The sequence below is a fragment of the Streptomyces sp. NPDC054796 genome, assembly GCF_053611545.1.
This window is the reverse complement of record NZ_JBSHAO010000021.1, coordinates 30,050-47,908: the sequence shown is the minus strand read 5'-3', so window position 1 is coordinate 47,908 and position 17,859 is coordinate 30,050. Positions and strand designations below refer to the sequence as shown.

The 17,859-nt window shown below is 71.4% G+C and carries 15 protein-coding genes; 4 read left to right on the top strand and 11 right to left on the bottom strand.

Going from position 1 to position 17,859, the window contains the following annotated elements:
* Positions 1 to 7 precede the first annotated feature (7 nt).
* The 6 genes from ACWGJ2_RS19155 to ACWGJ2_RS19130 all read right to left on the bottom strand — a co-directional run bounded on the left by ACWGJ2_RS19155 (position 8) and on the right by ACWGJ2_RS19130 (position 7,588).
* A complete protein-coding gene (locus ACWGJ2_RS19155) occupies positions 8 to 2,302 on the bottom strand; it encodes a beta-ketoacyl [acyl carrier protein] synthase domain-containing protein (RefSeq protein ID WP_453347307.1) in 2,295 nt (764 codons plus the stop codon).
* Between the two features lie 37 nt (positions 2,303 to 2,339).
* Entirely contained in the window at positions 2,340 to 3,485 is a 1,146-nt protein-coding gene (locus ACWGJ2_RS19150) for a zinc-binding alcohol dehydrogenase family protein (RefSeq protein WP_453347306.1), read from the bottom strand.
* Positions 3,482 to 3,868, bottom strand: coding sequence for a hypothetical protein (locus ACWGJ2_RS19145; RefSeq protein WP_453347305.1), 387 nt, complete (start codon positions 3,866 to 3,868; stop codon positions 3,482 to 3,484). Before ACWGJ2_RS19145 ends, ACWGJ2_RS19150 begins: the two co-directional genes overlap by 4 nt.
* A 130-nt stretch (positions 3,869 to 3,998) precedes the next feature.
* Positions 3,999 to 4,859 (bottom strand): hypothetical protein, encoded by an 861-nt coding sequence (locus ACWGJ2_RS19140; protein ID WP_453347304.1) that lies wholly within the window; start codon positions 4,857 to 4,859, stop codon positions 3,999 to 4,001.
* Positions 4,856 to 5,119, bottom strand: coding sequence for an acyl carrier protein (locus ACWGJ2_RS19135; protein ID WP_453347303.1), 264 nt, complete (start codon positions 5,117 to 5,119; stop codon positions 4,856 to 4,858). The genes ACWGJ2_RS19140 and ACWGJ2_RS19135 overlap by 4 nt, the downstream gene beginning before the upstream one ends.
* Positions 5,120 to 5,155: 36 nt before the next feature.
* A complete protein-coding gene (locus ACWGJ2_RS19130; protein ID WP_453347302.1) occupies positions 5,156 to 7,588 on the bottom strand; it encodes a beta-ketoacyl synthase N-terminal-like domain-containing protein in 2,433 nt (810 codons plus the stop codon).
* A 261-nt stretch (positions 7,589 to 7,849) separates the two neighbouring features.
* Between ACWGJ2_RS19130 and ACWGJ2_RS19125 the strand changes: the two genes are divergently transcribed.
* Positions 7,850 to 9,676, top strand: coding sequence for an acyl-CoA dehydrogenase (locus ACWGJ2_RS19125; RefSeq protein WP_453347301.1), 1,827 nt, complete (start codon positions 7,850 to 7,852; stop codon positions 9,674 to 9,676).
* A gap of 68 nt (positions 9,677 to 9,744) precedes the next feature.
* Entirely contained in the window at positions 9,745 to 10,188 is a 444-nt protein-coding gene (locus ACWGJ2_RS19120) for a nuclear transport factor 2 family protein (RefSeq protein WP_453347300.1), read from the top strand.
* A gap of 31 nt (positions 10,189 to 10,219) precedes the next feature.
* Here the strand turns inward: ACWGJ2_RS19120 and ACWGJ2_RS19115 are convergent, their stop codons facing one another.
* Positions 10,220 to 10,630: a (R)-mandelonitrile lyase gene (locus ACWGJ2_RS19115; RefSeq protein ID WP_453347299.1), complete on the bottom strand. Its 411-nt coding sequence runs from the start codon at positions 10,628 to 10,630 to the stop codon at positions 10,220 to 10,222.
* 74 nt (positions 10,631 to 10,704) lie between these two features.
* Complete coding sequence (locus ACWGJ2_RS19110; RefSeq protein ID WP_453347298.1) at positions 10,705 to 11,721, bottom strand: zinc-dependent alcohol dehydrogenase family protein; 1,017 nt, start codon at positions 11,719 to 11,721, stop codon at positions 10,705 to 10,707.
* A 268-nt stretch (positions 11,722 to 11,989) separates the two neighbouring features.
* Between ACWGJ2_RS19110 and ACWGJ2_RS19105 the strand changes: the two genes are divergently transcribed.
* Positions 11,990 to 12,898 (top strand): helix-turn-helix domain-containing protein, encoded by a 909-nt coding sequence (locus ACWGJ2_RS19105; RefSeq protein ID WP_453347297.1) that lies wholly within the window; start codon positions 11,990 to 11,992, stop codon positions 12,896 to 12,898.
* Between the two features lie 12 nt (positions 12,899 to 12,910).
* Here ACWGJ2_RS19105 and ACWGJ2_RS19100 read toward each other — a convergent pair whose 3' ends face one another.
* Positions 12,911 to 13,819 carry a LysR family transcriptional regulator gene (locus ACWGJ2_RS19100; protein ID WP_453347296.1) on the bottom strand — a complete coding sequence of 303 codons (909 nt, stop codon included), beginning with the start codon at positions 13,817 to 13,819 and terminating at the stop codon, positions 12,911 to 12,913.
* Between the two features lie 89 nt (positions 13,820 to 13,908).
* Here ACWGJ2_RS19100 and ACWGJ2_RS19095 point away from each other — a divergent pair, with 89 nt between their 5' ends.
* Positions 13,909 to 14,643: an SDR family oxidoreductase gene (locus tag ACWGJ2_RS19095; RefSeq protein WP_453347295.1), complete on the top strand. Its 735-nt coding sequence runs from the start codon at positions 13,909 to 13,911 to the stop codon at positions 14,641 to 14,643.
* A 103-nt stretch (positions 14,644 to 14,746) separates the two neighbouring features.
* Here the strand turns inward: ACWGJ2_RS19095 and ACWGJ2_RS19090 are convergent, their stop codons facing one another.
* Both ACWGJ2_RS19090 and ACWGJ2_RS19085 read right to left on the bottom strand, forming a co-directional pair.
* Positions 14,747 to 16,813, bottom strand: a complete 2,067-nt coding sequence (locus ACWGJ2_RS19090; RefSeq protein WP_453347294.1) for a prolyl oligopeptidase family serine peptidase — start codon at positions 16,811 to 16,813, stop codon at positions 14,747 to 14,749.
* Positions 16,813 to 17,835, bottom strand: coding sequence for a helix-turn-helix transcriptional regulator (locus ACWGJ2_RS19085; RefSeq protein ID WP_453347293.1), 1,023 nt, complete (start codon positions 17,833 to 17,835; stop codon positions 16,813 to 16,815). Before ACWGJ2_RS19085 ends, ACWGJ2_RS19090 begins: the two co-directional genes overlap by 1 nt.
* Between the last annotated feature and the right edge of the window lie 24 nt (positions 17,836 to 17,859).

Genomic DNA, 17,859 nt, shown 5'->3' with positions numbered 1-17,859 from the left:
CTCCTGTTCACACGGCGGATCGCCTGTGGTCGGTGTCGGAAATGGCGCGGAACCGCTCGGCCAGGAAGGTGAGCAGACCGTCCGCGCAGAGGTAGGTGCGCCCCGGACAGCCGGTGGTCCAGGCCGGCACGGCGGACCGCTCCACCAGGGCGGGGGAAAGCTCGCCGAGGTCCGGGAGCCCCAGAGCGCGCCGGGTACCGGCCCGTGCGAGCAGCACCCCGAAGCCGCCCTCGGCGATGTGGTGCTCCCCGGAGAACGGCATGGCCTGGCCCTGTACGAAAGAGGCCCGTTCGCGTCCCATGCCGTTGAAGGCGACCACGTACGCGAGGTCGATGGCGCCGGTGAGGAGGTAGGTCCTGGCCACCCGTAGGGCGTCGCCCCCCGAGTTCTCCCCTTCGAGCGCGAACGCCGGTCCCATCAGTCCGTAGTGCTTCGACACCTGCGCGGCCGTCAGGTTGATGAGGGATCCGGCGAGGGAGTAGCGGCTGATCCCGTGCGCCGCCCGCAGTTCCGAAAGGACCTTCTCCCACCGCTCACCGCTCGGGTCGGCCGCGCGGCCCGCCGGGGAGCGGCGGACCGCATCGGCGTGGCAGCGCAGAACCAGTCGCAGATGGGCCTCGGTGGGGCCGAAGTGCGCCGCGAACACGCCCGTGGTGGGGCGCAGGGCGGACAGTTCCTCCTCCCGCCCCGAGGTCAGCTCCGAGAAGAGCCGCAGCGCGGAGACATGGCTCTCGTCGAGCGCGTGCAGTTGGGGGCCTGGGATCAGGAACTCCCCGGCCGCCGGCTGTGGGTAGCCCCCGGCGAACCTCGCGGGCGGAGATGCCTCCGCCTCGCCGAGCAGCCAGGCGCGCAGCTCCTCGGCCGTCGCGCCTCCGGGCACGTCCGCCGCACATCCGACGAGAGCGATCGCCTCGGTGTCTCCGTCCTCGGCTGCCGGGCTCGACGTGTGTTCACGCGCGGACTCCGGGTCCGGGGCGACAAGGGTGTGGATGTTCGTGCCGCCCAGCCCGAAGCCGTTCACGCCCACGAAGGGAGGCTCACTGCCGTTTCCGTCGAGCGGGGTGTGCGACACCGGGACCTGGAGGTCCTCGCCAAGGTCGCAACGTGCCGAGGGGGCGCGGTGGTCACGCTGGGCGGGTACGGTCCGGTGCCGGAGCCCGAGCACCGCGTGGATCAGGGAAGCGGGCCCCGCTGCCGCGGAGCCGTGCCCGATCAGGTTCTTGTTGGAGGTGAGGTAGCGGGGGCCTTCGTCGCCCGTCGGGGGGTAGGCCCTGTTGACCGACATGGTCTCCGTCGCGTCACCGAGCGGTGTGCTGGTGCCGTGGGACACCACCCAGCGCACGGCTTCCGGATCCAGGTCGCACGATTCCAGGGCCCTGGTCAACGCGATGCTCTGGCCGTGGACATCGGGGGCGTTGATTCCCTTGCCCCGCCCGTCGTGGGACATTCCGCTGCCGACGACCACGGCGTGCACGGTGTCGTTGTCCCGGCGGGCCAGGTCGAGACGCTTGAGGACGACGACGGCCGCCCCGTCGCCGAACAGGGTCCCGTTCGCATCCTCGTCGAAGGGGGCCAGGGCGCCGCCGGAACTCTGGCCGTCGGTCTGCGTCGTACCGATCAGTACCGCGGGGGTGAGGGCGAAGGAGCCGCCGCACACAGCGATGCCGTGTGTGCTCGACCAGACCGCCCGGAGCCCCGCGTCGATCGCGGCCATTCCGGAGGAGCACGCCGAGTCGACAGCGAGTACGTCCGTGTCACGGGGCAGGAGGCCACGGGCAGCACAGCGGACCAGTTCGCGGGGCAGCCACCGTGCGGGTACGGGGGACTCCCCCGGCTCAGGAGAAGGCCCCGCCCCGTGCTCGTCCGGTACCTCGGCGAGCAGCCGGAACAGCCCCTTACGGGCGAGGGCTTCCTCCAGTTCCAGGATGCCGAAGGGCTGGACGGCCATGGAGCACAGCACCGGTTCCGCCGACGGCACACGGACATCCTGGAGCGCTTGTGCGAGGCAGTGCCGCAGCCAGGTCTCCACCCGGCTGGCCTCTCCGTCCGCCGGCCCGCCGGGAGTGCCCGTCCGCGGCACGTCCGAGTGCAGATAGGCGGAGACGCGGCCGCGTACCTTGTCCGCCTCTCGGTGGTCCTCCGAGTGGAAGTCGCCGATGTCGAAGGCGCTCGGTTCGCTGAAGGGGGCGTGCCCGTCCACCAGCACATTCCAGTACTCCTCGGGCGAGGAAGCGCCGGGGACGATGATGCCCATCCCGACGACAGCGGCCAGTGGTTCTGTGGGGTGCAGCGGTTCTTTCATCCTTCAGGTCCTCCGCTTCGGATCCCGTCGGCCACGCTCACACGTCGTTGACCCGGAACTGCTGGAAGTAGGAGTGCACCTTCGCGTCGGCGTACTCCTGGGCGAGCCGGGGCACGTCGTCGAAGGAGTAGGTGTCGATCGCCTCCGACGGGGCGAGCCAGCCGGTTGCCTCGGAGAAGGAGCGGATGGCGGGCGAGTCCTCGTACCGCCAACTGTGCGTATGTACGTGCACATGGCGACGTTGGCACTCGGTGGCTCGTCCCACCGACAGCCGCATGCCGGCCTTCCAGCCGCACGTGGAGACGACGCCCTGCCTGCCGAGCGCACGGAGTGTCGTGGGATGCAGCGGGCCACCGATGTTGTCGATGATGACCGAGCAGCCCCGGCCGTCGCTCAGTTCGTGGAGCAGCCGCAGCAGTGCGCGTTCCGACAGCCGCGACCGGCGGATGGCGGCGCTGCTCTCCCCCTCGTTCCCGAGACCGGGGTAGTTCCGCCGGTCCACCGGGGTGATGCCCAGTTCGCCGATGAGTGCCAGCCGCTCGTCGCTGCTCGCCGTCATGGCCGTGCGGAAGCCGTTCCGCCGGGCCAGGTCCACCTCGGCGAGGGCCACTCCACCGCCCCAGGCGAAGACCAGATGCGAGGAGGGGTCGGCCGTGGGCATCTGGCTGCGCCAGCATGCGTGTGCGACGGACCAGTTGTCCCAGGCGGTGAAGTACCGGCTGTAGTGGACCCAGCGGGACAGGGGGTATCGGCTGTCGGGGTCCACCGGGAGGAGGCCGTCGCCGGGCATGAGGGTACGGGTCGCGAGCACACCGTGCGTTCCGGGTGCGTCGTAGGCGTGGATCAGTTCGGCGTAGCCGTCCGGATCACGCTTGCCGAACGGCAGCACCAGGCAGACGTCCCCCTCGGCGGCGGTCGGTCCTTCCCTGGCAGGCCGCAGCACCCGCACCACACCGGTGTTGCCCAGGATGAGGTACGGGTCGTTGCGCTGGCGGCACACGTCGACGGGGGACCGGTTCACCGCGTGCGTCATGTTCGCTTCCCATGACCCCAGCAGCGGCTCGACCAGCGCCTCGTCGTCCTGTGCCGCCCGCAGCGTCAGCCGGGTCCGCTCCAGTTGCCCCGGCTGTGAGGGCGCTCCTGCTTTGCCGGGGCGCAGTACCCAGGCGTCGACGCGGTTCACGGGGCCTCCTCGGGGGCGGCCGTCGGGGTCGGTTCAGGCGTGCCGCGGGCAGCCGCTGCCCGTGGCGGCCGGTGCTCCGTGCGGCTTTCCGCGGTGTCCGGGCGAGGGGTTGCCAGGATGTCCAGGCTCCCTGTCGCCAGTACCTTCTCCCGCTGGTTCCGCAGGTCGAAGGTGAGCGTGGCCGTGTCGCCGAACGCGCCAGCCGGGCGCACGGAGCGCACCGTGATGGTGGCCGTCACCTCGTCCCCCGCGTATGCCGGACCCCGTACGTCGATGTCGAGGCGGTGTCCCACCATGTCCAGCCCGTCGGTGAACATCGGAAGGAGCGTGGCCAGCAGATAGAGGCCGTGCGCGAGGGGTGGCCGGTCGGTTTCCCCGCTCATGTGCCGGCTGTTCACGTCGCCGGTCAGCTCCCCGAACATTCTGATGATGTGCGGAGACACCGTCCGCCGAGCGGTGAATCGCTGCCGGGGACGCAGTCCGGTCCTCATGTCGCTCTCTCCTCCGGGGCGGTCAGGCCGTCGTGGTGTGCACGGCGTTCGTGCAGGTGATGAGGGTGCGTCCGTCCGGGGCCACGGCCGCGCAGAACGGGCCACCGTGCGGCCCCGCGGGTACGCGTGTCAGCGCGAGCTTCCCGAAGAGACACACCAGCTCTCTGTCGTCGCAACTGGTGAAGAAGTCGACGCGCTCGCAGGAGAAGCGCTCGCAGGAGAAGGAGAGGGCCGGTTCCGCTCCGTCCCTGTCGCGCGTCCGCTCCGCCGTGAGCGCGAGGCACCACAGGCTGTTCAGGGCGAGGAGCGGGGTACGGTACCCGCTCGGGACGGCCTGCGGTGTCTCCGGTGGCTGTCCCGCCGTCCGCGGCCGGAACCGCCCCACGTACTCCCCGGCAGGGTGGCCCGTCCGTACCGCGTCATCGGGACGGTCCACCCGGATCTCCCGGCGGAGGTGGACTGTCGCCCTGAGCCGCAGCGACCGGTCGGCGGCCGGTTCACCCGTCGTCTCCGGAGAGAGGGCGACCGCCACGGGGACGGCCGCGCGAGCGCCCTCGCGCACAGGCGGCTTCTCCGCTCGGACGCACGGTCCGGTGGAGGTACCGGTAGCCGGACCGACCTCGACGCCGGTCAGCGAAGCGAGCCACCAGGTGCCCGGCAGCAGCGCGTGCGCCGCCTCCACTCCGTACTCCACGAGCAGGGTGGGCGGCACCCTCGGCCGCCGCCCACCGCCGTAGGCGGCGCACAGCGCCCGGTCCTGCCGCGAGAACCGTTCGCGGTCCGCCGATCGCCGTTCACGGGACAGGGCGGCCGAGGTGGGGTCCCCGGTTCCCTCCCCCTGCGGCCGGACGGCGGACGGTACCGGGGACTCCTTGTTCCTCACCGGTCCTCCGCCAGGCTGAGGACCAGGTCCGCGACGGCCGTCACCGTCGCGTACTCGGGAGCCCGCAGACCGTCGATGACATCGCTGAACCCGTAGCGTTCCAGGGCCCAGCCCAGGAGCGTGATCTGGTGGAGCGAGTCCACCCCGAGTTCCGCCTCGAACTCGCTGTCGGCGGTGACGACGTCCACGGGGTATTCCAGCTCCGACGCGTAGAACTCACGCAGTTCTTCGATCAGCTTTTCCTTGGGAGGAACGTGCATGTTCCGACTCCTTCGACAGGTCAGTGCGTCAGTGCGTCAGTGCGTCAGTGAGACCGGCTCGGAGGTCCCGGCCGGTTCGATCCGTACCCGGGGTGTGAACCGCGACGGCGGAGTGCGGGCGGGCGGCTCCCCGGCCAGTTCCAGTGCTTCGATCACCCGGGCGATCCCGTCTCCGCCCAGATAGGTGGGCCGGCCGTCGGGCTCCGGCAGCCGCGGGGGCGACGCCTCGTCCGAGGTGCCCCGCCGGCCGTCCGTACCGACCGTGAGGCGGCCGATGACGGGCCAGCCGTGTTCCTCGGCCACCGGCTCCCTGGTGAGGGCGACGAGGAAGCAGCCTTCGGCGATGTGATGCGGTGACCGCTCCACGGCCGCCGCGAAGTCCGGTCCTGAATTGGCGTTCAGTCCGGCGACCAGCGCCATGTCCAGGCGGCCACCGCACAGATGACGTGATGCCACGTGCAGCGCCATGTCCCCCGCGCTGTCGGCGGCGTCGACATTCGACGTCAGGCCGTGAAGGTCGTAGCGGCTGGCGATCCGTGCTCCGAGGATGTTCGGCTGGATGCCCGTCAAGGTGCCTGCCGCGCTGGCCGGTGAGGAGTGACGTACGCGGTCGAGGAAAAGACGCATGGCCTCCGCGTCAGCGGGGTCGCCGTGCAGGGCGAGGTCGCGGGCGTAGCACCGGACGGCACTGTCCATGAACAGACGCGAAGGTCCCGTCTGGGCGGTGATGACACCGGTCATGTCCCGTACGGGACCCCAGAGTTCGCCGTGCTCGGCCACGAACTTCGCCGCTGTCCTCAGCAGGAGCTGCTGACCGCGGTCGATGTTCCGCAGCGCGTAAGGGGGAAGCCGCGACTCGGCGAAGCTTGGCGGCGTGAGCGGGTCGGGGAAGCACCGATGGTGTTCCTCGGGCCCGTGGGCCAGAACGGATCGGATGCCGTCGAGGTCCGGTTCTCCGGGCAGCAGAGCTGTCCACGCCACGACGGCCAGCGGCTGATGCCATCCCGTGTTCCCGCCGTGCGGCGTCCGGGGCTGTGCCTCGGCGCCCTGGAGGATCATGTGGGAGTTGATGCCGCCGAAGCCGATCGCTGAGACACCCACGGTGCGGGGGCGTCCGGAGCGGCGCCGGAACGGCACACTCGCCCTGGGGATCCTGACGTGCGTGCTCTCTTCGGCCGTCTCCGACGGGACGGTGAAGCGGTGTTGTGCCGGGATGCTGCCGTGCTTCAGCGCCAGGAGTGCGTGGATGAAGGACACTCCGCCGGAGGCCCACGCCGCATGGCCCACGACCGACTTCCCCGAGGTGGCGAGGTAGCCGTTCTCGGGGGCGGTCTCCTCCAGGACCGAGAGTTCGGTCAGATCGCCGTTGACCGTCCCGGTCCCGTGCGCGATCACCCAGTCGATGTCTTCCGGCCCCAGGGCGGAGGAACGGCGGGCCCTCTCCAGGCAGAGCCGCTGACCGCGCGGGTTCGGGGCGTAGATGGCCTTGCCCGCTCCGTCCGAGGAGGAACCGGAACCGGCGACGATGCCCAGGACAGGGTCCTTGTCGGCCCGCGCGCGGTCCAGTCGCTTCAACACGACCATCGTGGCGCCGTCGCTGAACAGGGTTCCGTTCGCGCTGGCGTCAAAGACCTGGACGTCGCCCGTCGGCGACAGACCGCTGAGCTTCGAGAAGAGGACGTTGAACCGGGGGCCGACCGAGAAGAAGGAACCGCAGCAGGCCACGCTCGTGTCGCCCGACAGCAGGCTGTGCACACCGAGGTCGATGGCCTGGAGGGCCGAGGCGCAGGCGGCGTCGACGGACGCGAATTCGTGCACGCCCGGCAGCAGATCAGCGGCGACGTGCCGGGCGAGCCGGTCCGGCAGGATGTCGGCGGGACGTGTGGCCGCGTTCACGTAGTGTGCCCGCAGCCTGCGGCGCACCTGTTCCCGGCGGTCCTGTGCTTGTGCTCCGCGAGGTTCGCCGGATGCGGTGCCGGTTCCGTTCGCCCGGGACGCCGCGACGCCGTGGGCCACGGCCTCCACCAGCGCGGTCTCCTCGTCCTGTTGGCTGCCCGCTCCGGCACTGCCCAGGTAGAAGGCGCAGCGGTCGTCGTCCCGCAGACGCACTTCCGAGGTCGCCTGTGCCAGGCAGTGCCGCAGCCAGATCAGGCTGTGCTGCCCCGGTCGCAGCCGTCCGGACCGCAGCTCTTCGGCGACGTGCGGATGGGGCCGGAACGCGCGTTCTCCGATGAACCCGCTGGTGCGCACATAGGTGCTGTCCTCAGCACTGGGATCGCCGTTCCAGAACGATTCGTTCCGGTACCGGCCGCCGGGTTCGGTGAAGGTGACCACCGGTTCGTTCAGCAGGTGCCACATCTCCTCCGGGCTGCTCGCTCCGGGCAGCGCCACCCCCATTCCGACGACGGCGATCGCCTGTCCGTCGCCCTGACTGTCCCGCTGGCCGTTCGTATGGTTCGACGACTTCATACAGAAGTGCTCCCTCCGCGTACGGCGTTGGTTCGGCGCGGCTCGGCTCGATGCGGCTATGCGGCTCGGCTCGGCTCGGCGGCACGACGCGTCAGGGGTGTCCGCCCGTGGCGCACCGGCCGCACCCGGTTCGCAGCAGTCTTCGCGCGGCGGCTTACGGGGCCGCTGACCGGTGAGCTGACCCCTGGATGTCAGCGGAGCGGTCAGCGGCTCCCCGCATGCTGCATCCGGCCCATCGAGGCAGACGGCCGGAGGAGACCGATGGACGACGCTACCGACCAGCGACTGCGGGCGTTTCTCACGGGGAACGACCCCGCCTCCCGCGACCCGGAACTGCGCCGGGCCGTGGCCTCGGTGCTGCTCCCCCGTCCCCGCGCCGCCGGCGGACCGGGGCGCCACCGGGAGCTGTACCGCAGGATGCGCGGACTCAACGCCGCGCTGGGCACCGGGAGCGCGCTGATGCGGAATCCGCGGCGGTTCTTCGCGCTGGAGGAATGGGTGGCGGTGGCCGATCCCACCCTCGTCGGCCCGCTGCTGATCCACCACTGTTACGCGCTCGGCTCGGTCATGCGCTACGGCGGTCCGGAGACCCGGGCGGAGCTGGCGCGGCTGGACACGATGCGGGCCATCGGCCTGGTCCTGGGTACGGAGGCGGGGCACGGCAGCAGCAACAGCCCCGGTGCCCCCCGCACCGAGGCGCGCCACGCCCCCGGGACGAGGCGCTTCACACTGCACACCCCGGACGCGTCAGCACGGAAGATCATGCCGGGTGCCGCGCTCGACGGCGTGGACAAGACCGCGGTGGTCCTCGCCCGCGTGCGTTCCGAGGGCACCGACCACGGCGTCCATGCCTTCCTGCTGCCCTTGCGCGACGCCGACGGGATCCGCCCCGGAGTCCGCGTCACCGCGCTGCCGGACGTGGCGGGCATCCCGCTCGACTACTCCTTGATCACATTCGACGGTGCGGAACTGCCCGTCGGCGCCCTGCTCTCCGAAGATCTCGCGGCGCGCGACGACGGCGTCCTCGTCCGCTCCAGCACCCGGCCGGACAGCGGGCTGGGTCCCCCCAACAGCATCTCCCCGAGCACATGGACAGCGGCGGCCTCCGCCGCCGCGTCCGTCGCACGGGCCGCCGTGGACATCGCCCTCACCTTCGCGAGGCAGCGGCGGACCTCGGGCTGCCCGGTCCCGGGAAAGCCCGCCCTGGCACACCGCAACCAGCAGCGTGCGCTGCTGGATTCCCTCGCCACGGCCTACCTCATCAGCGCACTGGCCCACCACGCGCAGGAGACGTGTACCGCCGAGCTGACCGGTACGCCTCCCGCACCGGGCCCGGAAGACCCGCGAGGACCCCATCTTCTGGCGGTGGCGAAGGTCGCGGTCTGCGCCGAGGCCGAGCACATCGTCGCCTCGTGCCGCCGGTCGTGCGGTCTCTTCGCCCTCTTCCCCGCCAACCGGCTCACCGAGTACGCGGACCTGCTGCACGTCCTGCACCCCGGTACCGGGGACAGCGGCCTGCTGCGCCTCGACATCGGCCGCGTGCTGTCGCGGCAGAGCCGCACGCCTCCCGGCCCCGGTACCGTGCCCCGCCCGCCCGCGAACCCCACCGACATCTCCGGCTGGCTCGCACTGGCCCACGCCCGTGAAGAGCGTCTGCGCTCCGCGCTGCCTCCGCGGACCGGTCCGCCGGACGGTCACCCGACGGACGAGGAACGGTTCGCCCACGAGAACGACCTGATCCTGGACGGGGAACAACTGGTGGACGCACATGTCCACCGTGTCCTGCTGGAAGTGTCCCACCACAGGCTCCGCGGCATCGACGACCCGTCAGCCCAGCGGCTGCTCCGGCAGCTCGGCGCACTCCACTGCCTGAACGACCTCGAAGCCCATGCCGCCTCCTATGCCGCCCACGGTCTGATCGGGGCAGCGGACCTGCGGGATCTGTCCAGCGTCCGCCGCTCGCTGTACGACGCCGTCCTGCCCCATGTGGAGCGACTCGTCCGGGCGTTCCGGATTCCTCGCGATCTCCTGGCCGCACCCATGACCGAACCGGACTACGTGGACGCGCTCACGTGGTCCTCCGGATGAACCCCCGCCCGCTCACGCACGAGCGGGCACGCCTTTCCCTTTGGCCCGCACACGGAAGGAGTGGCCTCATGACCACAGACGATCTCAACCCCGGAACGACAGATCCCACGAGCGAACACGTGCCGTGGCAGCACATCCACCACGTCATCGTCGAAGCACTGCACCGCCACGACCTCGCCCCGTTCCTCGCCTCGGTCTCCGAGGACATCCTGTATGAGGAGTTCGGGGGCGTGACCACCTGCTCCGGAAAGCGGGAACTCGGCGACTTCCTCTCGGGATGGCTGAGCAACGTGCCCGACATGCGTGTCGATGTGCACGGTGAATGGGCTTCGGGCCGCAGCTCGTTCATGGAGTGGACCATGAGCGGTACGGCGAAGGCCACTCTCGACGGGGAGAGGAAAGCGGGGGGCATCCGCTTCAGTGTCCGCGGAAGCACGGTTTTCGAGTACGACGCCCAGGGCCTTCTGTCAGCTCAGCGCGAATACTGGAATCCCACTCCGCTGCTGAGCTGACTCCGGCCGTACCGCTCCCTCTCGGGCCCCTTCAGCCCAGGGCCGGAGCGGCGGCGTACTCCTCGTCGGTGACGGGGGTCAGCCAGTGGACGACGTCGTGGTCGGCGTCGCCCTCGTTGATGGCCACGTGCACCATGAGCCGGTTGGGCGCGGCGCCGTGCCAGTGCTCCTCGCCGGCCTCGAAGAGCACGCGGTCACCGGGCCTGATGACCTCGACCGGCCCGCCCCTGCGCTGGCACAGGCCGACGCCCTCGGTGACGAAGACGGTCTGCCCCAGCGGGTGCCGGTGCCAGTGGGTGCGCGCGCCGGGCATGAAGTGCACCAGGCCGGCGCTGACCCGGGACGGGGCGGGGGCCGAGGCGACGGCGTCGATGTAGACGTCGCCGGTGAACCAGTCGGCGGGACCCTTGACGGTGTCGATCGAGCTTCGGGTGATCTGCATGGCCGTTCCTTGTCTGTGAAGCGTCATGGGCGCCCGGGGGCACCCGGCCGGGGCCCCGGCACCCCCGGCCGGGGTCAGGGCTTGAGGAGCGTCTTGATGGCGCGGCGCTCGTCCATCGCCTGGTAGCCCTCGGCGACCCGCTCCAGCGGCAGGGTGAGGTCGAAGACCTTGCCGGGGTCGATCCGGCCGGTCAGGACGCGGTCGATCAGGTCGGGCAGGTAGCGGCGCACGGGCGCCGGACCGCCGCGCAGGCCGACGTGGGAGAAGAACAGCTCCTGTCCGTCGACGGCCACCTCGTGCGGAACGCCGACGAAGCCGACGTTGCCGCCGGGACGGGTGGAGTGCAGTGCCTGCCGCATGGCCTGCGCTGTGCCCACGCACTCCAGCACGCTGTCGGCGCCGACACCGCCTGTCAGCTCCTTGATCCGCTCCGCACCGTCCTCGCCACGTTCGGTGACGATGTCGGTGGCGCCGAACTCCAGGGCGAGCTGCTGCCGGGGCTCGTGCCGCGACATGGCGATGATCCGCTCGGCGCCGAACTCCTTCGCCGCGATCACCGCGCACAGGCCGACCGCGCCGTCACCGACGATCACAGCGGTGGAACCCGGTGTGACCTGGGCCGCCTCGGCGGCCCACCAGCCGGTGCCCAGCACATCGGAGACGGCCAGCAGGTCGGGCCACAGCTCCTCGCCCGGCACCCCGTCGGTGGCCACGAGAGTGCCCTGCGCGTTGGGGATGCGCACGTACTCGGCCTGGCAGGTGCTCATGAACTCGACGTTCAGGCAGTTCGACTGGAAGCCGTTGCGGCAGTTCGCGCAGGCGTTGTCCGAGGTGGCGAAGGAGCCGACGACGAACTGGCCCGGCTCGACGTTCGTGACCTCGGAGCCGACCTCCTCCACGAAGCCGACGTACTCGTGGCCCATCGGGTGCGCCTCGTCGGTCGGCTCCGCGCCCCGGTAGGGCCACAGGTCCGAGCCGCACACGCAGGTCACAGCCGTGCGGATGACCGCATCCGTGGGCTTGAGTATCTTCGCGTCCGCCACGGTCTCGAAGCGCACATCGCCGGGGGCGTGAATCACTGCTCCGCGCATGAGAAAGAGTTCCTTACGTACGGGGGCGTCCGGCGTCCGGCAAACGGGTGAACCGGCGACGGGCGCCGCGTGCTGTCGCGTCCCGGAGGCGGGCGGCGAGGCCGCGGCCCGTACTCCGGTGGGGCGGGCCCTCGCCCCGCCGCGTGCACGGCCGGACGAAGAGCCACGCCCTCCAGGAAAACGCCGTTCCGCGCGCGCAGCGAGTCACCGATGAGGGGTGTACCAGCGGTACACCCCTCCCCCGGCGGACGGGACGTACCGTCGAGGTGTGGACAACCGTGAAGAGGTCCGCGAGTTCCTCACCTCGCGGCGAGCCAAGATCACCCCGCGACAGGCCGGGCTGCCCGCCGGGCCACGGCGACGTGTGCCCGGACTGCGCCGCAGTGAGGTCGCGGCCCTGGCGGACGTCAGCGTCGAGTACTACGCCAAGCTGGAGCGCGGTCACCTCGCCGGTGTCTCCCCGGCCGTCCTCGAAGCCGTCGCCCGTGCGCTCCAGCTCGACGAGGCCGAGCGCGCCCACCTCCTCCACCTGGCGCAGGCCGCCGACGGCACCGAAGCGCTCACCCGGCCCCGGCGCCGCACCACCGCACCGCAGTGGGCCCCGCACCGCAGCCTCCAATGGACCCTGGACGCGATCACGGCGGGGCCCGCGGTCGTGTGCAACGGCCGGATGGACATCCTCGCCGCCAACCCGCTCGCCCGCGCCTTCTACACCGACCTCTTCGCCGAGCCCGACAACCAGCGCAATCTGGCCCGGTTCAACTTCCTCGACGCGGCCTCCCGCCGGTTCTACCCCGACTGGGAACTGTTCGGCGACATGGCGGTGGCCATACTGCGCCGCGAGGCGGGCCGGGACCCCCACGACAAGGGCCTGCACGACCTCATCGGGGAGCTGTCCACCCGCAGCGCGGAATTCCGCTCCCGCTGGGGTGCCCACAACGTCCGCCGCCACGGCACGGGCACCAAACGGTTCCACCACTCCGTGGTCGGCGACCTCACCCTCGCCTACGAGGCCCTGGAGCCGGCCGCCGAACCCGGGCTCAGCATGACGATCTACACCGCCGAGCCCGGCTCCCCCAGCGAGGAGGGGCTTCGCCTGCTCGCCTCCTGGGCCGCCACGCACGAGACCGGCACCCACGGGCCCGGCAGCCGCACCGCGCGGCCCGCCACTGGCTGAGTGCCCTGCTGCTCAGCGATGCGGAGGAACGGGTGTGCCGGACGACGACCAGGCGTCGCGGAAATCGTCGATCAGGGGGTGTGCCTCGGCCGAGCGGGTCGCCAGGACGACGCGGACCGGGTCGATGCCCTCGATGGGCACGGTGGTCAGGCCGGGGCGCAGCTGGGGCCGCCGGTCGCCCGCGGCCAGGATCAGTACCGTCCGCTCCTCGGCCACGAGGTCGAGCTTGTCCTCGAACGATTCGTAGTCGATCGGCGCGCTGGGAGCCGGAACGCCGTCCGGGCGCGGCTCCAGGCGGGCGAAATCGCTCCACTCCGGAACCGCGCTGGGGCACTGCGGCAGGACTTCCGCGCTGATGTCATCGACGGTCACCGACTCCTTCCCGGCCAGGCGGTGGTCCGCGGAGACGACGAGGACCCGTGGCTCGGTCCACAGTTCGGTGAGGCGCAGGCGGTCGGCGGGGAAGGGCAGCGGGGCGCGGGCGACGAGGGCGTCCACGCGGCGGTCGGCGAGGGCGTGGGCGTCGTTCCACGCCAGGTGGCGGGTGCGGATGCGGGCCGTCGGGTGCCGGTGCCGCAGCCGGCGCACGGCGTGGGTGATGACCAGGTCCTCGACGTACCCGATGGTGAACTCGCTCGGGGTGGCACCGTCGCGGGCGGTCAGCTCGGCCTGATGGGCTGCCTGGAGCAGCGCCTTGGCCTCCGGCAGAAAGGCACGGCCGGCTTCCGTGAGCAGGCTGCCCTGCGGGGTGCGGTCGAAGAGGCGCACGCCCAGATGTTCCTCGAGGCGCTGGATCTGGCGGCTCAGTGACGGCTGCGCGACGTGCAGCACCGCGGCGGCACGGCTGAAGTTGGCCTGCTCCGCGACAACCGTGAAGTAGCCGACAAGCCGCAGGTCAAGGTCCGATCCGGGAACGCGCACACCTTGAGCGTACCAACATGCACCGTGTGCATGACGGGTTGCGGATCATGTCTTGGACGCCGTCACCGGTCCGGGATTTGAATCGGGGCATGGAAAAGTACAACGGGAAGCGCGCTCTCGTCATCGGTGGCAGCAGCGGAATCGGCCTGTCGATCGCACGTCTGCTGGCGGCCGAGGGCGCTCAGGTAATGGTCACGGGGCGCAAGGAAGACGCGCTCGAAGCGGCGGGCAAAGAGGGTCTGGTCGCGGTGCGCAGCGACGCCACTTCACGAGCCGACATCGACGCCCTGGCAGCGAAGGCCGGGGAGGTGTTCGGTCAACTGGACGCGGTGTTCCTGAACGCGGGCATCACCGACTCGGTGTCCTTCGAGGCGATGACCGAGGAGACGTACGACGCCATTTTCGCGGCCAATACCAAGGGGCCCTACTTCACCTTGCAGCGGCTGCTGCCGCTGCTCGCCGAGGGCAGCGGCGTGGTGCTGACCACCTCCATCTCGAACGTGCTGGGGCAGCAGGACCACAGCGTCTACGCGGCCACCAAGGCGGCCCTCCGGTCGATGGCGCGCACCTGGGCCCGCGAACTGCTGCCGCGCGGCATACGTGTCAACGCGGTGAGCCCGGGGCCGATCGACACGGGCATTCTGTACAAGACCCTGCCCGCTGAGGTGGTGGACGAAATGTTCGCGAGTTTCGCCGCCCAGATTCCGATGGGTCGGATAGGGAATCCGGAGGAGGTCGCGCGCGCCGCTGTTTTCCTCGCCTTCGACGCGACCTACACCACCGGCGCCGAACTCGCGGTGGACGGTGGCGGCACCCAGTTGTGACGCCGCCCTCCCGCCGGGACGGTGACCGGTAGCGTCCCGGCGGGATCCGCCGGACACCGGCCACCTGACGGATATGCGCCGCGCCCTCCCCCGGCCCGCCTCGTCAGCCCGCGCCGGTCCCGGCGGCACCGTCCGGCACGCGCCCCTCCTCGCTCAGCGTCCGCCACAGGAAGCTGTGGACCAGCGCCCGCATGTACGCGGCCTGCTCGTGGTCGGAGGCTCCGGCGTGTCCGCCGCCCATGTTCTCGAAGTACCGCACGGGGAGCCCGAGTTCACGCATCCGCGCGGCCATCTTGCGGGCGTGGCCCGGGTGGACGCGGTCGTCTCGGGTGGAGGTCGTCAGCAGCAGCGGCGGGTACGCGCGGTCGGCGTCCAGGTTGTGGTACGGGGACCAGCGGAGCAGGTGTGCGCGGTCGGCGGGGTCGTCGGGGTCGCCGTACTCGGCCATCCAGGAGGCGCCCGCGAGGAGGCGGTGGTAGCGCAGCATGTCCAGCAGCGGCACCTCGGCCACGACCGCGCCGAACAGCTCGGGGTAGCGGGTGAGCATGACGCCCATCAGCAGGCCGCCGTTGCTGCCCCCGGAGATGCCGAGCCGCTCGGGCGCCGTGATGCCCCGCGCGCTCAGGTCACGGGCGACGGCGGCGAAGTCCTCGAAGGCGCGGTCCCGCTCCGCGCCGAGCGCAGCACGGTGCCAGTCGGGCCCGTACTCGCCGCCGCCGCGGATGTTCGCCACCACATAGGCGCCGCCCCGCTCCAGCCACCCCCTCCCGGTCACCGCGGAGTGGAAGGGTGTGAGCGACACCTCGAAGCCGCCGTACCCGTACAGCAGGGTGGGCACAGGCCCCTCCTGCTCCCGCGGGCCGACGACGAAGTACGGCACCCGGGTGCCGTCGGCCGAGTCCGCGAAGTGCTGGCGAACGCACAAATCATCGGTGGCGAAGCGGGCCGGTGCCCGCTTCAGTGTCTCCACACCTGGTACTCCGGCCACGGCTCGGTAGAGGGTGGCGGGCTGGAGGAAGCCGCTGACGTCGAACAGGATCTCCTCGCCGGTCTCCCCCTCCTCGTCGGGCGAGGTCGCCCGCACCACGGCCGTGGACAGCGGCGGCACCTCGCCCAGGGGTGTGCGCGTCCACGGGCCTCCCCCGGTTCCCGGGGTGAGCACGTCGAGACGGGAGGACACGTCGGTGAGGGTCTCCAGCACCACATGGCCGCGGGTGGTGGCGTGGCCCTCCAGGACGGTGCCCTCCTCGGGCTCGAAGAGCACCTCGTGTGTCCGCTCGCCCCGCAGGAAGGCGTCGAAGCCGAAGGCGAGCAGCGCTCCGGCGGGCCGGCCCAGCCAGGGTGAGCGCAGGGTGACGAGGAGCCACTCCCGGTGGACATGGCACATGGCGTCGTCGGGAACCTCGATGCGGAGCGGTTCGGCGTCCGGCCTGAGCAGGAAGCGTTCGCGGTGCCAGAAGTCCCGGCTGCGGACGGCCAGATCGCGCTCGAACCCGGGTGTGGGGTCGTGCCACACATGGACGGACACATCCTCGTGCTCACCCTCGAAGACGACGGGTGCCTCGGCCAGCGGGGTGCCACGGCGCCAGCGGCGCACGGTGCGGGGGTAGCCGGAGGCGGTGAGCGCGCCGGGGCCCGTGTCGGTGCCGACGTAGATGTGATCCTCGTCGATCCAGCCGACGGAACTCTTGGCCTCCGGCAGTCGGAAGCCGTCCTCGACGAACGTGCGCCCCTCCATGTCGAACTCGCGCACGACGGTGGCGTCCCCTCCGTCGCGGGACAGTTCCACCAGCGCACGCTTGCGGTCGGGCCGCCGCACCGAGGCGCCCGCCCACACCCAGGGCACGCCCTCGGTCTCGGCCAGCGCGTCCACGTCCAGCACCGGCTCCCATCGCGGGTCGGGCTTGCGGTACTCCTCCGGGGTGGTCCGCCGCCACACGCCACGGAGCCGGTCGGCGTCGCGCCAGAAGTTGTAGAGGTACGGGCCGCGCCGCGCCACGTAGGGGATGCGGTCGGGGTCGGCCAGCACCTCCCGTGCCGCCTTCTCCAGTGCCTCGAACCGGGGGTCGGACGTCAGCTCCGCGACCGTCTCCGCGTTCCGCTCGCCCACCCAGGCCAGTGCGGCGTCGCTCTCGGTCTCTTCCAGCCACACATACGGGTCGTCGCTCATCACACTTCATTGTGCCTGGTCGTCTCCCACCCGGGTGGCGAAAGGGGTGGGTCAGGACCGGCGGGACCGGACGTCGCGGCCAGGAGCCGGTGCCCGAACTCGCGGCAGAACGCGGCGAATCGGGTGCCCTCGCCGATGTGGAAGTCCGCGTCGAGGAAGGCGAGGCTGAGGAGCAGCCACTCCCAGGAGTCCGGGGCCAGGGTGACGCGGGTGCGTCCGTCGTCCGTGGAGCGGATCTCGGCGTCCTCGTGCTTCAGCGCGTCGACGACGTCGGCCGCCGGGGCGTCGACGAGGAGGACGACGGGCTCCCTGTTCCTGCTGAACCCCTGGCGCAGGTACTGCGCCGCGGACTCGGCGGGCAGTGTCCTGGGCTCGTGGTGTTCGCCGGTCCGCAGCGGGCCGTCGATCCGGTCGAAGCGGAACACGCGCCAGTCCTCGCGTGCGGTGTCCCAGCCCAGCAGGTACCAGCGCAGATGGTGGAGTACCTGACGGTGCGGCTCCACCCGCCGCTCGGTCCGCTCCCCGCGGGCGTCGGTGTAGGTGAACGTCACCGTCTCCCGGTGCGCGATCGCCTCCGCGACGACGCCGAGCTGGTGCGCGGTGACGTTCGGGGCCGGTTGGGGGCTGGCCTCCAGGCTGGCGCGGATGGCGGTCGCCCGGGGCCGCAGCCGGGCAGGCAGGAACTGGTCCAGCTTGCCGTAGGCCCGCGTCGCGGCGTCGTCGATGCCGCCCTCCGTGGACGCGCCGACGGCGGCGAGCGAGGCGAGCGCCAGCAGGGTGGCCACCGCCTCGTCGTCGTCCAGGACGAGCGGCGGCATGGTCCGGCCGGCGGCGAGCCGGTAGTGGCCGCCGGGACCCGGCCGGGTCCCGACGGGGTAGCCGTACCCCCGCAGCCTGTCGACGTCCCGGCGCAGGGTCCGCGGGCTGACGCCCAGCCGCCTGGTCAGTTCCTCTCCGCTGAACGGCCGGCCCGTCTGCAACATTGACAGCAGGGCCAGCATGCGTTCGGTGACGTCCGCCATGGGGCGATCCTCGCACCTGTCGCG